Raw genomic sequence first — 20081 nt, 5'->3', positions numbered from 1 at the left:
AAACGCTTCCATCTTTATTATTTTTCAGACTATCAAGGGGGTTTACGTAGTGAAAAAATTATTATCCGTAATGCTAGCTAGTGTGGTTCTACTGTCGGCATGTTCCACAGGTGGAACGAAAAATGAAACGAGCAACTCTGGTAACTCCGGTGCCGAAGGTAGCAGCAAGCCAAAAGAGATTACAGTTTGGGCTTGGGACCCGGCGTTTAACATTGCCGCTATGAATGTTGCCAAAGATGCTTATGCAAAAGTTAATCCGGACGTAACGGTTAACGTCGTTGAGAACGCGCAAGCTGATATCGTTCAAAAGCTGAATACGGGGCTAAACTCTGGTTCCACGAAGGGTCTGCCTAACATTGTGTTGATCGAAGATTATCGTGCACAGAGCTTCTTACAAGCTTATCCAGATTCTTTTTATGAATTGACGGATGTTGTAAAGGCTGCTGACTTTGCGGATTATAAGATTGGCCCTACCAGTGTTGACGGCAAACAATACGGTGTTCCGTTTGACTCTGGCGTAACTGGAATGTATGTACGGACAGACTATCTCGAGCAAGCAGGCTACAGCCTGGATGCATTACAGGATATCGACTGGAAGCAATATATCGAGATCGGTAAAGCTGTAAAAGAGAAAACCGGCAAAAGCATGCTAACACTTGATCCGAACGATCTAGGACTTATCCGAGTGATGATCCAATCGGCAGGCGCATGGTATACAGATGACAATGGTGAGACTCCGACCATTGAAGGAAACGCTGCATTAAAAGAAGCTCTTGTCATTTTCAAAGAGATGATGGATTCCGGTATCGTAAAAGTAATTTCAGACTGGAGCCAGTTTGTAGGTGCATTCAATGGTGGTGAAGTGGCTAGTGTACCTACAGGTAACTGGATTACACCTTCGATTAAAGCAGAAGCTTCTCAATCTGGTAAATGGGCAGTAGCTCCACTACCTAAGTTAGGAGCTACAGAAGGCTCTGTTCACGCATCCAACCTTGGAGGTAGTTCCTGGTACGTAATGAATGTAGATGGTAAAGAAGCAGCAGCTGAGTTCCTATCTAAGACTTTTGCCTCTGATACTGAACTGTATCAGACGTTGAATACAAAAGTTGGTGTTATCGGTACCTTGAAAGCTGCGGCGAGCGGTGAAGCTTACTCAGCTGCGGATGAATTTTTCAAAGGCCAAAAGGTCGTATCAGACTTTGCAGCATGGACCGAGCAAATTCCTAACGTCAACTATGGCATGAATACTTACGCTATCGAGGACATTATGGTTGTAGCAGTACAATCTTATCTAGGTGGCAAAGATGTAGATACTGTTCTGAAAGATGCGCAGAAGCAAGCGGACACTCAAATTCGATAATCGCACATAGGCTGTACAACCAATGCCCTTGCTCCTTCTTCTCCTGTAAATTGGATTTCTACAGAAGGATAGGTAGCAAGGGCTTTCATCTCTAATATATAAGACAGAAGGGTGCGGAGTGGAGTGGAAACTATAAAGACAGGGCTAAGCCCGCAAAAACATAAGAGCTCAAAAGGGTCACGGCAGATCCATCTGACAGGCTGGTTATTCGTTCTTGTGCCGGTCATTATGATCAGTGTTTTCTATTTTTATCCAATGATTCAAGCTTTAATTCTATCTTTTAAGACGGGTAGAGGAAGCAATCTTCATTTTACAGGGTTTGATAACTATATTCGATTGTTTAGCGATACCACGTTCCTTACAGCCGTCAAAAACACATTTATTTACTTGATTATTCAGGTCCCAGTGATGCTGGTGCTGGCTCTCTTTATTGCCGTCCTGCTAAATGATGAAAGACTGAAATTCAAGGGTTTTTTCAGAACGGCCATATTTCTGCCGACGGTAACCTCACTTGTGGCGTACTCCGTTGTTTTCAAGTACATGTTTGGAGCCGAAGGAATCATCAATAAATCTCTAGCGAATCTGCATCTAATCAGCGAACCGATTCAATGGATTACGGACCCCTTCTGGGCCAAAGTCACGATCATCATTGCCATCACTTGGCGCTTTACTGGCTATAATATGATTTTCTATTTATCATCCCTGCAAAATGTAGATAAATCTATTTATGAAGCAGCTCACATTGATGGCGCCAGTGCATTTACTCAATTTTTCAAAATCACAATTCCTCTATTGAAACCGATTATCTTGTTTACGACGATAACATCGACCATTGGAACACTTCAGTTGTTTGATGAGGTGGTTAACATCACGAAAGGTGGACCCGGCAATGCAACCATGTCGATTTCCCAATATATTTATAACCTTTCTTTTGAATACACACCTGACTTTGGATACGCTGCAACCGTCTCCTACTCGATTGTTGTAATGGTACTCATTCTGACGCTAATTCAGAACAAAGTAGGAGGAGACAAGAGATAATGAAAACTAAACGCATGTTTACTTACCTGTTTCTAATCATCGCTGCGCTGATCTCTATCTTTCCATTTATCTGGATGGTTATTAGTGCCACGAATCAGTCGGTTGATGTAACTAAAGGGACATTACTACCGGGTGCGCATCTCTTTAAAAATATTAACAATGTGTTCAATTCCGTAGATATGTGGCAAGCCCTTTGGAATTCCGCAAAAATCTCAGTGATGACTACTCTGCTTTCATTGCTGGTAGCATCGGCGGCTGGATATGGTTTTGAAATGTACCGTAGCCGGAGTAAAGATATCGTATTTAATATTTTGCTAGCTTCAATGATGATTCCATTTGCAGCGATGATGGTGCCTCTATTTCAAATGTTCGCTAAAGTATCAAGTGTGGTACCGTTTCTTGGTATCGATACAGCAGCGGCAGTCATTTTACCTACATTCACAACAGCATTCCTAATTTTCTTCTTTCGTCAAAGTACAAAAATGTTTCCTAAGGATATGATGGAAGCCGGTCGCATCGATGGTCTTTCGGAATTTGGTTTATTCTTCCGCATATATATGCCAACGATGAAATCAACTTATGCTGCCGCGGCGATTATCACCTTCCTTAACAGCTGGAACAACTATTTATGGCCTTTGATCGTATTACAATCACCAGAAAATATGACCGTGCCATTGCTAATTTCGAATCTTGGATCGGGTTATGCGCCTGACTATGGTCTGATTATGTCCGCGATTGTTATTACGACCCTGCCGACCGCCCTTGTATTCTTCATGATGCAAAAGCAATTTGTGGCTGGGATGACGGGTTCAGTTAAATAAGCTAACGATCATTTTAAGCAGAAGGAGGAAAATTAGATGAAGCAGCAGGTTGAACGGGGCGTCGCTCCAAGTTTGGAATGGTTGTCAGACCCTTCCATTTATGCAGTAGGCAGAATACACGCGCACTCCGATCATCGGTACTACGAGACGAAATTTGAAGCTGAAGGGCTTGGAGATATGCGTTGGCGCCATAGCCTGAACGGAAGCTGGAAATTTAGCTACGCCCACAATGCTATGGAACGACAGGCGCATTTTTATAAGGAGAACGTGTCCTGTAGAGGGTGGGAAGATATTGAGGTTCCTGGACATATCCAGCTTCAGGGTTTTGGGCAGCCTCAGTACGTGAATACGATGTATCCATGGGATGGTCATGAGCATCTTAGACCTCCAATGATATCTGAGGATCATAATCCTGTAGGCAGCTATGTTAAATATTTTGTAGTGCCTGCGGGCTGGGAGCAACGTCCACTGTATATCTCTTTTCAAGGAGTAGAAAGCGCTTTTTATATATGGCTAAATGGGGCGTTTGTTGGTTATAGCGAAGATAGCTTTACTCCGAGTGAATTCGATCTGACACCGTACTTGACGGAAGGTGAGAATAAGCTGGCGGTTGAGGTCTATCAGCGTAGTACGGGGAGTTGGCTGGAGGATCAGGACTTCTGGCGCTTCTCTGGAATCTTTCGCGATGTGTATCTATATACTGTGCCTGAAGTTCACGTGAGGGATCTCCACGTTCAGACCGATCTGGATGAGCAGTTTGAGCAGGGAACACTGAAAGCTGATTTGCAGTTGATGGGTAAGCCAGCTTCGAAAGTGGTCCTAGAGCTTATGGATAAAGCAGGAAATCTTGTAGTTCGTAGTGAGACTGGAGTTTCAGGTGATTCCGTTTCACTGGAGCTTGAGGCATCAAAGGTTCATCTGTGGAGTGCAGAAGATCCTAATTTGTATACCCTTTACGTATCTGTCTTCAACGCATCCGGGGATCTTGTGGAAGTCGTGCCGCAAAAGGTTGGATTTCGAAAATTCGAGATGATCAATAAGATTATGCACTTAAATGGTAAACGTATTGTATTCAAAGGTGTCAACCGGCACGAGTTTAATTCGCGCTTCGGACGCAGTATTACGAAAGAAGATATGCTGTGGGATATAAAGACCTTGAAACAGGCGAATATCAACGCTGTACGGACGTCGCACTATCCGAATGAAACACTCTGGTATGAGCTGTGTGATGAATACGGTGTGTATGTTATTGACGAGATGAATTTAGAGTCGCATGGATCATGGCAAAAAATGGGTGTTGTAGAACCGTCTTGGAACATACCGGGCAGTAAGCCTGAATGGCAGGATATCGTAATGGATCGTGCGATTTCCATGGTGGAGAGAGACAAGAACCATCCATCGATTCTGATTTGGTCCTGTGGCAACGAGTCTTTTGCCGGTGAAGTCATTCGGAACGTAGCGAATTATTTTCGTGAGAAGGATTCTACGCGTCTGGTTCATTATGAAGGGTTGTTCCATAACCGCGAATTTGATGATGCGAGTGATATGGAGAGCCGGATGTATGCGAAGGTAGCAGATATCGAATTGTATTTAAAAGAGAATCCATTAAAGCCATATATTAGCTGCGAATACATGCATGCGATGGGGAATTCCGTTGGAGGATTGCATAAATACACAGAGCTAGAGCAGAAGTATCCAATGTATCAAGGTGGATTTATCTGGGATTTCATGGATCAGGTCATCGTAAAAAATGATCGATATGGCAAACCTTATATGGCTTATGGTGGAGACTTTGATGACCGTTCAACCGATTACAACTTCTCCGGAAACGGAATTGTGTATGCGGATCGGAGATGGTCTCCGAAAATGCAGGAAGTGAAATTTCTATATCAGAACATCAAACTGTCTCCGGATTATCATGGCGTAACCATTAGAAATGAGAATTTATTTGTTAGCTTAGATGCGTATAAATTGAAATATTGTCTGAATTATGAGGGCAGGGAAATCTATCGTGGGGTTGTATTCGCCCAGGTTAAACCGGGAGAAGAAAGATATGTTGAACTTGATTTACCAGAGACTAATCACTCTGGTGAGTATAGTTTAGATGTTTCTCTTGTGCTCAAGGAAGATTCATTATGGGCGAATGCTGGTTATGAAATCGCTTTTGGACAGTATGTTTTTCAAGTGGAGAACAAGTCAGAAGATGAGGCTCCTGCACATTCTAAGGTCATCACTAATGTGAATGATTTTCGCGTAGTTGAAGGGGATGTAAATATTGGCGTTCATGGTCGTGACTTCTCTGTTATGTTTTCGAAGCAGGCTGGTACATTGATCTCCGTCAAATATTCAGGACGGGAAATGATCTCTTCACCGCCGGCACCCCTCTTCTGGAGAGCCACGACAGACAACGACAAGGGGGCGGGAATACATTTTGACTCTTCCTCTTGGTATGCTGCAAGTTTGAGCAGAAGAACGTTAAGCTTCGAGCTCATGGAAGAAGAAGACCGTGCGACCGTGACTTACATGTATAAATTGAGTGTGTCAGAGGAAATACGAGTAAGTGTAACTTATACGGTGTTCTCTGATGGAAGCATAAAAGTAAAATCAAGGTACAATGGTGAACCGGGTTTACCGAAGCTTCCCATCTTCGCTCTAACCTTCAAGGTACCAGCGGATTACTACCAGCTGAATTGGTATGCGAATGGACCGGAAGAGAATTATATCGACCGTGCATTTGGTGCAAGATTGTGTCGCTTTCAGAATCAAGCGGTGGACAATGTATCGTCCTATTTGGTACCGCAGGAATCAGGTAATCGCACAGGTGTACGTGAAGTATCCATAACCAACAACCTTGGCCAAGGCATTATAATATCCGCACCAGCCTCAGCTCCTGTGGAAGCCAATATATCACCCTATTCGGCAATGGAGCTGGAGAATGCGACGCATCATTATGAGCTGCCGAAGATTCATCATACCGTTGTTACGATTGCCGGACGTCAAATGGGCGTTGGTGGTGATGACAGCTGGGGAGCGCCAGTTCTTGATGAATATCAGATTGATCCTTCTGTAGATATGGATTTTGAGTTTACGATTCGTAGAGCATGATTAGAGACGGATAGCAGTTGCCTCAATGGATAAGGTTGGGGCAACCAAATCCTATTTGTGAATGATCGAATAGTTGGTTTATACATATTTGTAATCGTTTACATTTTATGGAGGAGGTGTTTGTAATCTAAAAATAGTTTGCAATGTTGATCGGAAGATAGTAAAGAAGTGGTTTCTATGATTAATTTTATGAGAAGGGGGTAATCTAGATGATTACTACTGTAAGACGAAGGTTGTCCATGTCTTTTCTTTCTGTTTCGTTGATTGTACCTATGTTTATGGGTCTGACAGGTGAGAAAGTAAGTGCCGCAGTTACTTCAATTAAGCTAGATCCTAACCACATGCAAAAGCCTTGGGAGGGATGGGGAACATCGCTTGCCTGGTTCGGTAATGTAACTGGCGGTTGGAACGAGAAAGTCAAAGATGCTTTGGCGGATGCACTTTACTCACCTGAAGGATTAGACTTTAATATTGCCAGATATAATATAGGCGGCGGTGAGAATCCTGCTTACAATACGATGCGCCAAGGGGGAGAAATACCAGGATTCTCGCCATCTCCTGGAGTATTCGATTGGACGCAAGATGCTAATCAGCGTTGGTGGTTGCAGGCAGCTAAAGAAAAAGGCGCCAATATTCTGGAAGCGTTCTCGAACTCTGCTCCGTATTATATGACGGAAAGCGGAAGTACGACTGGTCACTGGGATTCGGGAAAAGACAACTTGAAGCCGGATGAGTACGAGAACTTTGCTAATTATTTGACAGAAGTGGTTAAGCATTTCAAAGATGACTGGAATATTGATTTCAATTATCTATCACCAGTGAATGAACCTAGTACGAGTTACTGGGGATTCGGTGGGGGACAAGAGGGTTCCCACTGGGATGTTGGTTCTCAAATGAAGATCATAAATACGACACGTGCTAAATTGGATGCAGCAAATCTACAATCTGTACAAATAGCTGCCATGGATGAATCTATTCTGGACACCTTTGTAAGTAACTGGAACTCTTATGATGAGACAACTAAAGCTAATGTTGGTAAAATGAATACCCATTCCTACGGTGGTTCAAAGCGAGCAGAGATCAGAGATGCCGCCAAAGCTGCAGACAAAACGTTATGGATGTCTGAAGTGGATTTAGGTCCTTCCGGGATTGCCCACGACCATGATGATTTCGAACCAGCACTAGCATTGGCAGAAAGAATTATGACGGACATTACTTGGCTAGAACCTACGGCGTGGATCACTTGGCAAGCGATTGAAAGTGAGAAGAACATGCAGAAGGATAAGGAGAACATGAACTGGGGTCTCCTTCATGCCGATTTCGACACGCAAGAATGGTGGTACACAAAGAAGTATTACGCCATGCAGCAATTCAGTAAATTTATTCCGCAGGGTGCAAGCTTCATAGGAGATACTGACGATAACACGTTGGCCGCTTATGATCCTTCAACTAACAAAATTCATATTGTATATAGAAACCCTAGCGTGACTAGTAAAAATATCTCATATGACTTGTCACAGTTTGATGCTGTCGCCGGGGATGCAACACCGTATGTTTCTTCCGCGACAGAGAACGTCGTACAGAAAGCGAAAGTCCCTGTTCTGGATAAAATGTTGCAAGCTTCAGTTGGAGCAAAGTCCATTACAACCTTCGTAATAGATGGCGCTTCCTTTACAAACAACTTACTTATTCCTCAGAGCGATATGACAGTAACTGCAAGTAGTGCTCAATCTGGTGAAGAAGCAGAGAGATCATTGGATGGTGATCAATGGACGAATTGGCATACTTCATGGGACCCTAAAGCTGCGGGTCCACATTCGATTACCTATGATCTTGGTGAAGATTATAATGATGTCAACAAGCTGAGTTATTTGCCAAGACAGGATAAAGATTGGAACGGAATCATTACGAAATTTACGATTGAAGTCAGCTCGGATGGCACCGTGTTCATACCGGTTGCGCAAGGAACCTGGAACAACGATAAATCTGAAAAAACCGCAACGTTCTCTTCACATGCTGCGAGATATGTAAGACTAAAGGTAAATGAAACGAATGGGTCGGGAACTCAGTATGCATCGGCTGCAGAAATAAATATCATGAGAAAGTCTAATTTCACAGTTGATACGACTTCACTCACTAATGCAATTTCTAGAGCAGAAGACTATATCTCAGCTAATAACGCAAATGTAAATGTATCGGCTTTGCAAAATTTGGTAGTTGAAGCCAAAGTTGTTCAAAAGAACACTTTAGCAACACAGGAAGAGATCACACAAATCCTTTACAAGCTGAACGTCGAATATAGCGTTCTAGGCCAAGGACTTATCCCACATAGCCAGATGACGGCAACGTCTGACAATTCCGCATCTGAGGATGGACCGGAGAAGACTATTGATGGAGATATTTGGACCAAATGGCACACTGCATATAACAACGAATATTCAACACTACCTCATCACATTACTTATAATCTCGGTAAAGCATATAACGGTATCTATATGCTCAAATATTTGCCGCGACAAGATGTGGATTGGAATGGTGTAATCACCAAGTTCGAGGTTTCCGTCAGTAACAACGGTACAGACTTTACCAAAGTTGCAGAAGGAACGTGGGCTGCTGACAAGACGGAAAAAACAGCAACCTTTAATGCAAAGGGCGCTGAATATGTAAGATTTACTGCACTTGAATCGAGAAGCGATGCAGGAAAACAATATGCATCTGCTGCAGAGATCAATATTTTTAACAAGCAGGGATATAAAGTAGATTTCTCCAGCTTAGACAGCGCAATTCAAGCTGCAGAGAAATTCAAAACAGATTCTGGGAAAGATGAGTCTTACTTCAAGAATCTGGACGCGATCCTTATTCAAGCAGAAACCTTGCTGAAGAGCGAATCAGCGACTCAAGAAGAGATCGTGAAATTTGCCAGCCTTATCTTAACTGAAATATCCAATATTCAAAACAGTAATCCAAATATTAAGGGAATGAGCCTTTTTTATACACCAGAAGCCTATCACGCGAATCCAGCTAATCTAATGGTGGATAACGATATTTCTACCTTCTACGAATCTAACTGGGACAAGAACGGACGGAAATACAAATCTGGCGATTATATTGTTATAGATCTGGGAGAGAGCGTTCCTGACGTTGGGAAGGTGCTTGTTACACCAAGACTAGACAAGGCGAATGGCCGCATCAAACAGTTCAAAATCTATTATAGCGATGCGAACCTGAAGGATTTACCTGCTGATGCTGTCGGTACGCAAGCTTATTTGGACGAGAATTTCAAATTTGCAGCAAATGGCTCTTTTGATGACTATAGCACGAGTGTTCAATCCGCAACGTTCAAATCCGTTGAAGCTCGGTATATCGCCATTCAGGCTATAACTACTGGCGGTGACGGTAACACACTCAGCGCTGCAGAAATTGCAGTTAGTCAGAAACAAACAGCGACCTTTGATACTAGTAAACTACAAGCAGCAATCGATCAATTGCGTACGTTGTCAGACATTAGTCCAAAAGTGAAAGCTGCGATAGAAAAGCAAATTACAACGATCGGTGATCTTAGTGATTTAACCGAAGAAAGCATTTCGCAATACACCAGACAGATAAAAGACTTATACAATCTATATTTGACTGTAAATAACAGAAGCTCCATTAAGAGTGGTGAAGTATGGTTAGATACGGAAGGCGTGCCGATTCAAGCACATGGCGGAGGCATTCTGTACAACGAGAAGAATAAGACATATTACTGGTACGGTGAAGACAAGACGGAAGGTTATCTTCCTACTGGAGTACACGCCTATTCGTCTAAAGATCTGTACAAATGGCAAAATGAAGGTATCGTATTGCCTGTGTTCAATAACCCTCAACTTGGCGAAGATGTAGTACCTGCTGGAAATGACCTACCATTATATCTAGATGAAAATTCTGAAACATACAAGAATAGCGGGGTACCATACGATCCAGATAGGAAAGTAGATATTAAAAGTAAAGATGAAGATTACACCGGTAACATGAAAGCGCCGAACAATACGCTCAGTAAACATAATTCACCTGCTCGAATCGCTGAGCTAAATGCGCTGTATGCAAATTATTCGAATGAAGAGAAGCAAAAGATGTATAAGGATTTCAACTGGGATAAAGTTGTCGAGCGTCCTAAGGTCGTCTACAACAAGAAGAACAACAACTATGTGATGTGGTGGCATCAAGACGGACCAATTGCTGGCGAATATTGGACTGCAGAAGGTGGTGTTGCCGTCAGCGATTCGCCGACTGGACCATTCAAATATCTCGGCACATCCCGATTGCCAAATAAAGGTACAGATAATGAAGGAATGCTTCGAGATATGACCTTATATGTCGATGACGATGGTAATGAAGCAACGGATGACAAAGCCTACTTGGTTTATTCTTCCGAAGAAAATGTAACGACCGTGATCATGATGTTGAATGATGACTACACAGGTCCAGCTCAGAATGAGAAGGGTGAAACCTTAGAAGGAACTCACTATGTGAGAGCATTTAGCTACAAGAGAGAAGCGCCAGCAATTTTCAAGCAAGACGGTGCCTATTATATGATTTCGTCCGGCTTGACCGGTTGGAACCCTAACCGGGCCGAATACCATGTCTCCACTCAAGGAATGTTTGGACCGTGGGAATTTAAAGGCGATCCTATGGTTAACGACTATGAAGGAACCACCTTCAGAAGTCAAAGTACATTTGTACTGCCTTATCGGGATGGTAATGGCGATCTCGTGCCGAACAAATTTATCTTTATGGCCGATCGTTGGTACCCGAATAATTTGAGTGATTCCAGATATGTTTGGCTTCCGCTTGATCTCGATAACGAGAATCGCAGAGTTGCGATAAGTTGGTATGATGAGTGGGAAATTTCCCAACTCAATACCGGTACGACTATTAACTTCAACAGTAATGGAGGAAGTTCGATTTCTACCTTGTATGGAGTTGAAGTCGGAACGAAAATTACTGCGCCGACAGAACCGACTCGGGAAGGGTTTAAGTTTGTAAATTGGTATAAAGACGAAGCACTCAGTACAGTATGGGATTTCACTGTTGATAGGGTCCCAACAAATGATATTACTCTCTATGCGAAATGGGAACCTATTGCTGTGCCAGTAATAACGAACATCATACCTGTTAATGTGGCTACAGTGACCGGAACTCCACCAGTACTGCCATCGGTTGTAACAGCTGTATACAGCGATGGAACAATCCAAAATAAAGCAGTTGTATGGGACGTGATTGATCCTTCACAGTATGCTGAAGCAGGTACCTTTAGTGTGAGTGGAGTGGTAGATGGCACGTTGATACCAGCCGTAGCGAATGTAATCGTAAGCGATGATGTTTATAGAGCACAACTTGCCGCACGAATCGCAGATGCACGAGCCATTCATGATTTAGTCGTGGAAGGAACGGCTGTTGGTCAGTATGCAATAGGTTCGAAACAGAAACTGATGGATTCGATCATGGAGGCACAGCAAGTGCTTGACAATGATTCAGCTACACAGTCTGAGTTAGAACAAGCAACAAATGATTTGAATTCAGCAATTCAAGTATTAGAGGCTTCAAAGAATCAACATGTTAAAGTACAGTCTATCTCAATCACGAGCGTTTCGTCGTCCATTGAAGTGAAGAAAGGAACTCTGCAGTTACAAGCGGAAGTCCAACCGGCTAATGCTACGAACAAAACCGTTACGTGGGCGGTCTATGAAGCAGATGGAAAAACTATAGCGGATAAAGCAATCATCAATACAAATGGGTTGTTAACTGCTGCGAAGAACGGCGTTGTGAAAGTCGTTGCAACATCCGTTGATAACACCACAGTTTACGGAATAAAAGAGATTATGGTAAGCGGTCAAAATGACAGCCCAGAGCCTACTCCAAGCCCAGGAACAAATACAGGCAACCCAACGACATCAACGAATCCTACACCTACACCAACGACCCCTCCTACAAAAGAAGATCCACATCGTTATGTGCCAACTGGTAAAGAACTACAAAATGAAACTGCACAGAACGGAACAACAAGCCTGACCATTAACATTGATAAGGAAGCTTTAGCGAAAAAGTTAGAAGCACTTAAGCAAGCAACAGGAAGTCCTAATCTTGACATCGAGATTCCGGGAATGAACTCATGGAATGCAGTCAATCTGCCATTAGATGTCTTGTACAACAGTATGAAAGCGAATAAGGACACAATCATAACAATAAGTAGCCATTTAGGCAGTTATGAACTTCCGCTTGCCAATCTTAATCGTGAAGAATTTGAGAAAGCAGCTAAAGTTGCGGGTGCAACCTTAATCATTCGAATGGATAATGTGACTTCACAGCATGAGCAGAAGTTTGAACAATCCATAGTAGAAAAAGGAATGAAGCGAGTAAGTGACATCATCGCGTACAAAGTCATTCTTAAATCAAATGATAAAGAAGAAGAGCTTCAACGTTTCGGAAATCCGTTTATGACACGTGTCATAAATATGGACGTCTTTATTCAAGATCCATCGACTGCGACCGCTGTTATATTCGATCCGGTATCAGGACATATGCGTTTCGTACCATCGGTGTTTAATGTGAAGAACGGCAAGACTGAAGTTTCGATCTTCGGACATGCAAATGGTCTATACACCATCGTTCAGAACAAGAAAACATTCGATGATATGATTGGACTTTGGGCACAAAAGGATGTTGAAACCCTAGCCTCTAAACTGATCATTAACGGAATGACGGATCAGACGTTTGCACCAGCAGGCCAAGTTACACGTGCTCAATTTTCAGCATTACTGGTAAGAGGACTGGGATTATCAACGGAGTCATTATCGAATGTATTTGCAGATGTTAGTGCCACGGCGTGGTATGCGGGAGACGTGAATATAGCTGCGAAACTCGGGTTGGTTCAAGGCATAGGCGAAGGTAAATTCAGCCCGGATACAATCATTACAAGAGAGCAAATGGTCGTGATGATCATGAACGCTGTTCAGCTCGTTCAAGGAGATCATAGAGCAGAAGCTCAATTGCGCACTCCATTTGCCGATCAAGCAAGTATCTCTGATTATGCTACCCAAGCCGTAACAGAAGCAGCAAGCCAAGGATTAATCAAAGGCAAAACAGAAACAGCTTTTGCTCCGCAAGATGCAGCCACACGTGCTGAGGCAGCGGTGATGATCAAACAATTTTTGCAATACTTGAAGTTTATGAATTAAGTGAAAATATTAAACAGGCTCGGTTCAAACGATATGTTTGAGCCGAGTTTTTGTTTCGTTAGAGCATTTAAGTACTCAGTAAGTTAATGGAATCGAGAGTATGAATTCAGTTCCTTCTCCTGATTTACTTCGTACATTTACATCACCGTTCATCGAACGGATCAGTTGATAAGAAAGTGTAAGTCCCAATCCGGTACCTTTGCTTTTAGTTGAAAAATATATGCTTCCCAGCCGATCCATCTGTTCGCTGCTCATTCCAACCCCATTATCAATTATTATTATTTTTGCGAATTGGGATTGACGCTCGATACGGATGCTCACAATACCTGTTGAATGAACAGTGCAAGCTTCTATCGCGTTTTTAATGAAATTTATAAATAGTTGTTTGATTTCAGTAGGATTTGCAGATACATACAGTTTATCCTCCAAGTGTTGCATCTCCAAAGTAACGTTATTCATATTGGCGTACGGCGTTATGATATCTACAATTGAGTTGATTTGCTGCACAAGTTCAATTTTCTCTACCATTAAATGATTGGGTTTAGCTATCGATAGATATTCAGAAAGAATAACTTCTGTCCGCTTAATCTCTTCCAGGCAAATTTCAATATATTTCTGACTCTTTTCTCTTGTGAGCGAATCATCCTTCAGTAATTTTAAAAATCCCATAACGGCTGTAAGTGGATTACGGACTTCATGGGCTAAAGAGGCTGCGACATGAGCAATCGTTTCCGATTTTTCACTTTGAAGATACCTGAGATATAATTCCTTATCAGAAACTGCTTTATTAAAAAGGGAAATCAATATCCAAATTCCGAGGAAATTTTGTACGGGCATAACGAGGATATTGAACTTTAAATGCTGTATCGTGTATTGGTATTCTGTTGCAAACATAGTGCTTATTGGAATAATGGAAAAGCATATCCCTGCAATGAATGTAATAAGCTTTCGGTACTCGGAACGACGACGGTATAGATTGGATAACAATGCAGATAAGGAGAAAGTGATGGAGAGAATAATTATCGCTGAAAATATTCCCTGTCCACCTATAAGGAGGCGGTATAGTAGAAACTCAACGATTAGAAAAACTCCAGTAGTTATGCCGCCATACACCATTCCGAAAAACATGATCACGTATCGAATGTCGAAAATAATTCCATCTTGTACACTGGCAGGAAAAGTCATCGACAAAAAAAGACATATCATACAGGTGATCGTAATGAATTGTTTGGAATAGTTTACGGCTCTGTCACGATAGTAAATCGTATAAAGGACAAAAGGAGTTAGGGCAAACAATAATTGCAGCAAAATATCCTTTATGTACAGCATAGAAGCCCTCCCACCAGTTTTAAAAGATTTTGATATACTGTTATTCGTTATAACTATTAATTCCTCCTTCTGAGGGAGCGGTCTAAAGGTACTAAACATAACTATTGAGAAAAAAGTTACATATACAGGAAGAACTATACTGTGTGTGCGAAATCTGTCGTATAATAATATCAAGTAAAAAGGCTGATGAACAACCTTTGATAATCAAAAGTTGTTCGTCAGCCTCTAGTGCCTAAAACTTATAAGTTTATTCATTTTCAATTTTAGATATCCCACCACTGGTCAGATTCACTCTGATATCAATCTTTTCGATGCTGCTTGAATCGAGCGGTAAGATTCCCTTATCATTCAGTTTGTTCCACTCCTTTGGAAGGTTACGATAGAATATGCCTGAGAGTCCATATACATCGGCATTTATTTCTAAACCTTTCAAGTAAGTTCCCCTAATCTGATCATCAATTACTTTTATCGCTTTCAGTTCAAGACCTTTTCGATTAAGGTTTGTGCTCAGCTCCGGAAGAGTGCCCTGCATAGACACTTTAATATCGAAGACAGGTTTGCCGTGCTTCATCTTGGGACGAATAGAGAATTTAACTTTGTTCATGACGATCACAGCAAGTACCTTTTTGTCATCTTTGATTACCAGAGGCGTTCTTTTCATCTTTTTTTCCAGCCATCGAACCCCTAATATCTCTTTAGACTTCAGGCAACCATGAAATTGCTCATTTTGCAGAAAGCAGATCCCAGACATGCTAATGTTAGGGGAAGGCTCATTATTACTGGTCCAGTCTGGCGCAATTTCAAGAAATGGTAATAGAACCGTTTCGGCTTTCTCTCTCCATTTCCATATAAACTTGTACAGATATAGCGGAGCGATAATCGAGCTCTGTTCATAGGTTCGCATGGGACTGTTAAGCTGGGAGTAGATCACTGACAGATCGGCGATCGAAGGGGTATTTAGCACTTTTTCCATGGGTTCGTTGGTCGCCATAGTCCAAACGGTGTAACGAAATTCATAATATCGATCCCATACATCTAATACTTGATTGATGACGCTAGCTTTCTTTAGCGCTGCTTCACTAAATACGATCGTTTTCACATTGCTCCAGACAATTCTTTGTGGACTAGTAGCATATAAATTGAATATCGCATTATCAAACGAATCTCCATCGGCTTTACCGATGAAAGTTTTTTGTTCTTGGCTCTGACCCGCCTCTTTCTTTGCAATACCACTAAAGTTAACCATTTGGATATAAACAACGACTTTGTTATCTACATAATCGACGCCTAATGTATTCACATAGATCATATGCTCAATTTCCTTTGATCCCCAACAACCTGTAAGCAGCATAGAGAGCAGAGCGGTAACAAGTATGCATCGGATCCATTTCATGATCGTTTTCGTCCTTTAGTTTCCGTATTGTCTGTAAATTCCCCTTTTCCCCATGGCATTCTGAAAATAACTTTATAAAAATCCTTCAAGTGAGGCGGGGATAAAGGGGAAAGATAGTAGGTGCCGAAAGAACGTAAATTGACCATAAAGAGCACCAGTGCAAGCAGACATGTCATCGTACCAAACAACCCCAGAAACCCACTGACAAAGAGTATAATAATTCGAAGCAAGCTAACGACGCTAACTAATGACTGGTTCACCAATGTAAAGGTAGCTAATACTGAAATGGCTATAACCACAATCGTACCTGGGCCTGCAATGCCGGCACTAATGGCTGCCTGACCGATAATTAAACCTCCAACTACCGATAAGGTCTGGCCATAAGCAGTAGGTAATCTCATCCCGGCTTCTCGAAAAATCTCAAATAAAATGAGCATCACAATTGCTTCCAGAGGAGCCGGAAGAGGTACGCCTTGTCTCGAATTTACTAACGTTGCAAGCAGCGTAAAGGGGATTTGATCTTGATGAAACGTAGTAAGCGCGATCCAAAAGCCCGGCAAAAACAAGGAAAGCATAACCCCTAGGACTCTTAATAACCTAGTAAAAGCAACAAAGATATTTACCATATGTGCATCTTCCGAAGTATTCAATAAGAAGCTGAAGCTCACTGGCGCTATAATTACAGTAGGTGAACCATTCGTTAACAGCACAAATTTTCCATGAAGAATTGAATTCGCTGCATAGTCAGGTCTGCCCGTATATGAGAATAATGGAAAGAATGAAAATCTAGTCAGACTTTCTTCAAGCTGGGTACTACTCACCAATCCGTTGATCTGAATGCCAGTTAGTTTTGACTTGATCTCATGTAGAACATGAGGTTTAATCGTTTCCTTGAGATATAAAAGATGTACTTCGGTCGCCGTTTGGGTTCCAATCGTAAATTCTTCAACCGCTAATAATTCGGTCTTGAGCCTTTTTCGAATAAGGGCAATATTGGTAAATGATTCTTCCGTAAAGCCATCCTTAGGCCCCCGTGTTGACACTTCCGTATTCGGTTCCTCAGGTTGCCGTTTAGGAGGATCAGCTAATTTCACGACATAACTTTGATTCGATGGCGTAAATAGAAGGAAAAGATCACCACTCAGCACAGTGTCAATCATTGAATTTTCAATCTCACTTTCACTTGATGGAAGAGTGGTCATGTGAAACGGAACCTTTTGCATGAGATCGAGTTCATGGGATGTGAGGATAGATTCAGGAATCTTTTTTAATTCGGGTATGATGTATTCTTCCACTTTGATTTCATCGCACAACCCCTGGCAATACACCAGTTGAACGGCATTGTCAGAGTTAGATAAAGAGACAGTTAGTCTCTTAATGTCTGAACTTGAACCAAATACTCGTGTGAACACATCCTCAAACGTGTTGGATTCCTTTTGCTCAGGCTCTTTCATGATGTTGCTTTCCCCTTTCGTTGAGCCAAGCTAATCAGCCCTGCAATAATTACAGAAAAAGCGAGTACCCCCCATAAAGAAAAGGGAAGTACATAATGAGCTAACATACTCAGAAAAAATTGGTCACTAAATGGAATGGCTGTGAACACTACAATAGCAAAAGAAATGCTTCCAAGAACCAACATTTTCACTTTTTTGCTTTGAATTTGGAGTATATCGAGAATTAGAAACATAGTTAGAGAAATCCTCAGAAAAGCACCACTGAACCATTGATAAACGCTAAAAAAATCTAGATGCTCAATGTATCTTCCAATCGTCAGCAGTCTCCATTCTTCATACGCGGGAAATCTGAGTTTATCAGCCTCATCCGGACCAAATTCAACGATTGCACCAATAATGGGTCCCATGGTTAGCCCTAAGATAAGCAGGATCATGATCATAAAAGATAGATAGGACAATCGTGATTTGATGTGGTGTTGCATAAAGAAAAGCATGATGACCTCAACAAAACCTGCTCCTACGTACATGGTCCCTTTCCAAACGGGCTGCATGCCGTGCTCAAGCATCGGTCTTAATAAGGAATAATCTTTATGAGTTGAGTTAGAGATCATTATAAAAAAACCCAATATCACAACAAAAGGCAACAAAATAGCAGCGGTGTTAGCGAGAGAATGAATACCTAAATAAGCATTTATTACGGAAATTAAAAGTAATATGAGAGTAAGGACCAGTATAGGTGTCTCTGGAGAGAAGGTTAGATGCACCCAGTAGACAGTGTCCCTAGTTGTAAGCATGCATAAGATAAACAAATATATACAAGCGAATATCGAAAGAATACGGCTCACGATAGGAGGGTAAGCTTTTGCCAGCCAAGCGAAAAGATGCTGTTTTTTGATTTTGGTAGTACTAATGTGCAGGATAAAGATCCAAACTAGCGCACAGGCCCCAGCAAGCAGCACTGAGATCCATGCGTCACGTTTTGCCGCGTCCAATAGTATGGGGATGATAATGACATGATTTAGAAGGCCTGTACTCAACATAATAATCATGATGGATTGAATAAACGTAATATTTGTTTTGATTTTCCTCATCCTCCTAAATAAACCGGACCCACCGTCTACCTTATAATGCCATTCTTGGCGTTGATTTATTCTCCTATTACGGCAGCTTAATGAACTGACAGGTAAGAGGTGCGATTTGGAGGGACTATAAATTGGAAAATAAGGTAGGGGAAATAGAGCCGTGAGGTTGTCCGCAAGTTTCTTTACCCGGTCCAATTGGCGGTAACTGCTCGAGCGCATTAGCCATTGCCATTCTCCGTAGTTCATTTGTGAGGAACAGCCCTACAATTAAGACCGGGATTAGAACAATACAGCCAAAGTTAGCTTTTACATAATGATAAATCATTAAATGAACTTGCGTTTCATATCCGTTTAACACCATAGTCAATCAGAAAAGAACAATACTTTTTGGGGTAAAACCTTTAATTTGAGCAGATTAAATTGTAAGCAAGCTATGATAAACTTCTATTTGAAATCGCTTACAATTATATAAAAGGAAGGAAGTGGTAAATAAAAGTCACATCAAACAACAAGAGAAAAACAGACGAAAATACTAGAGGTCAGTCAAGTAGTACGTAGTCAAAAAAATCTTAGGAGGTAAATTATGTTTAAGATGAATAAGAAAATTTTGACTGTGTTCTTCGCAGCTACTATGAGCTTTAGTTTGTTTGCAGCATCCACAAATGCAGCGACAGATTATTGGCAAAATTGGACCGATGGTGGAGGAACAGTAAATGCTACCAATGGATCAGGCGGGAATTACAGTGTTACATGGTCAAATACAGGGAATTTTGTTGTCGGTAAAGGCTGGAATACCGGATCACCCACAAGGACAATCAACTACAATGCCGGCGTCTGGGCGCCGTCCGGAAATGGATATTTGACGCTCTACGGGTGGACAAGAAACTCACTCATAGAATATTACGTCGTTGACAGTTGGGGTACTTATAGACCAACTGGAACATTTAAAGGCACCGTGACCAGTGATGGGGGCACATATGATATCTATACGACTACGAGAACCAACGCCCCTTCAATTGATGGAACTGCAACATTCACCCAGTTCTGGAGTGTAAGACAGTCGAAGAGAGCGACAGGAAGCAATGTCGCTATTACTTTTAACAACCATGTTAATGCATGGAAGAAATACGGAATGAATCTGGGGAGCAGTTGGGCTTACCAAGTGTTAGCGACTGAGGGATATCAAAGTAGTGGAAGCTCTAACGTTACGGTGTGGTAATAGCTCAATTGGAGTAAGACTACTGAAGCCTCTTAATTATTAATATTGTTAAGGTCTGCC

At 41.8% G+C, this 20081-nt stretch carries 10 protein-coding genes; 6 read left to right on the top strand and 4 right to left on the bottom strand.

Annotated features, from left to right (window positions below):
• Nucleotides 1–49 precede the first annotated feature (49 nt).
• The 5 genes from ACWNM1_RS04080 (at nt 50) to ACWNM1_RS04060 (ending at nt 13544) form a co-directional block, all read left to right on the top strand.
• Nucleotides 50–1360 carry an ABC transporter substrate-binding protein gene (locus ACWNM1_RS04080; protein WP_449599999.1) on the top strand — a complete coding sequence of 437 codons (1311 nt, stop codon included), beginning with the start codon at nt 50–52 and terminating at the stop codon, nt 1358–1360.
• Nucleotides 1361–1588: 228 nt separating this feature from the next.
• The gene (locus tag ACWNM1_RS04075; protein ID WP_449600078.1) at nt 1589–2401 is read left to right on the top strand and encodes a carbohydrate ABC transporter permease; all 813 of its coding nucleotides are present in this window, start codon (nt 1589–1591) and stop codon (nt 2399–2401) included.
• The gene (locus ACWNM1_RS04070) at nt 2401–3222 is read left to right on the top strand and encodes a carbohydrate ABC transporter permease (protein WP_449599998.1); all 822 of its coding nucleotides are present in this window, start codon (nt 2401–2403) and stop codon (nt 3220–3222) included. The genes ACWNM1_RS04075 and ACWNM1_RS04070 overlap by 1 nt, the downstream gene beginning before the upstream one ends.
• A 36-nt stretch (nt 3223–3258) precedes the next feature.
• Entirely contained in the window at nt 3259–6327 is a 3069-nt protein-coding gene (locus ACWNM1_RS04065) for a glycoside hydrolase family 2 TIM barrel-domain containing protein (RefSeq protein WP_449599997.1), read from the top strand.
• Between the two features lie 209 nt (nt 6328–6536).
• The gene (locus tag ACWNM1_RS04060) at nt 6537–13544 is read left to right on the top strand and encodes a discoidin domain-containing protein (protein ID WP_449599996.1); all 7008 of its coding nucleotides are present in this window, start codon (nt 6537–6539) and stop codon (nt 13542–13544) included.
• A 75-nt stretch (nt 13545–13619) separates the two neighbouring features.
• Here the strand turns inward: ACWNM1_RS04060 and ACWNM1_RS04055 are convergent, their stop codons facing one another.
• From ACWNM1_RS04055 to ACWNM1_RS04040, 4 genes are all read right to left on the bottom strand, one after another.
• Entirely contained in the window at nt 13620–14873 is a 1254-nt protein-coding gene (locus ACWNM1_RS04055; RefSeq protein WP_449599995.1) for an ATP-binding protein, read from the bottom strand.
• 247 nt (nt 14874–15120) lie between these two features.
• Entirely contained in the window at nt 15121–16266 is a 1146-nt protein-coding gene (locus tag ACWNM1_RS04050; protein WP_449599994.1) for a Ger(x)C family spore germination protein, read from the bottom strand.
• Nucleotides 16263–17720 (bottom strand): spore germination protein, encoded by a 1458-nt coding sequence (locus tag ACWNM1_RS04045; protein WP_449599993.1) that lies wholly within the window; start codon nt 17718–17720, stop codon nt 16263–16265. The genes ACWNM1_RS04050 and ACWNM1_RS04045 overlap by 4 nt, the downstream gene beginning before the upstream one ends.
• The gene (locus tag ACWNM1_RS04040; protein WP_449599992.1) at nt 17717–18811 is read right to left on the bottom strand and encodes a GerAB/ArcD/ProY family transporter; all 1095 of its coding nucleotides are present in this window, start codon (nt 18809–18811) and stop codon (nt 17717–17719) included. The genes ACWNM1_RS04045 and ACWNM1_RS04040 overlap by 4 nt, the downstream gene beginning before the upstream one ends.
• 574 nt (nt 18812–19385) lie before the next feature.
• Between ACWNM1_RS04040 and ACWNM1_RS04035 the strand changes: the two genes are divergently transcribed.
• Complete coding sequence (locus ACWNM1_RS04035) at nt 19386–20021, top strand: glycoside hydrolase family 11 protein (protein ID WP_449599991.1); 636 nt, start codon at nt 19386–19388, stop codon at nt 20019–20021.
• Nucleotides 20022–20081 lie beyond the last annotated feature (60 nt).

It is taken from the genome of Paenibacillus sp. Marseille-Q9583, from assembly GCF_976954365.1.
Note: the sequence above shows the minus strand (reverse complement) of the source record. Positions and strands in the feature narration are given on the sequence as shown.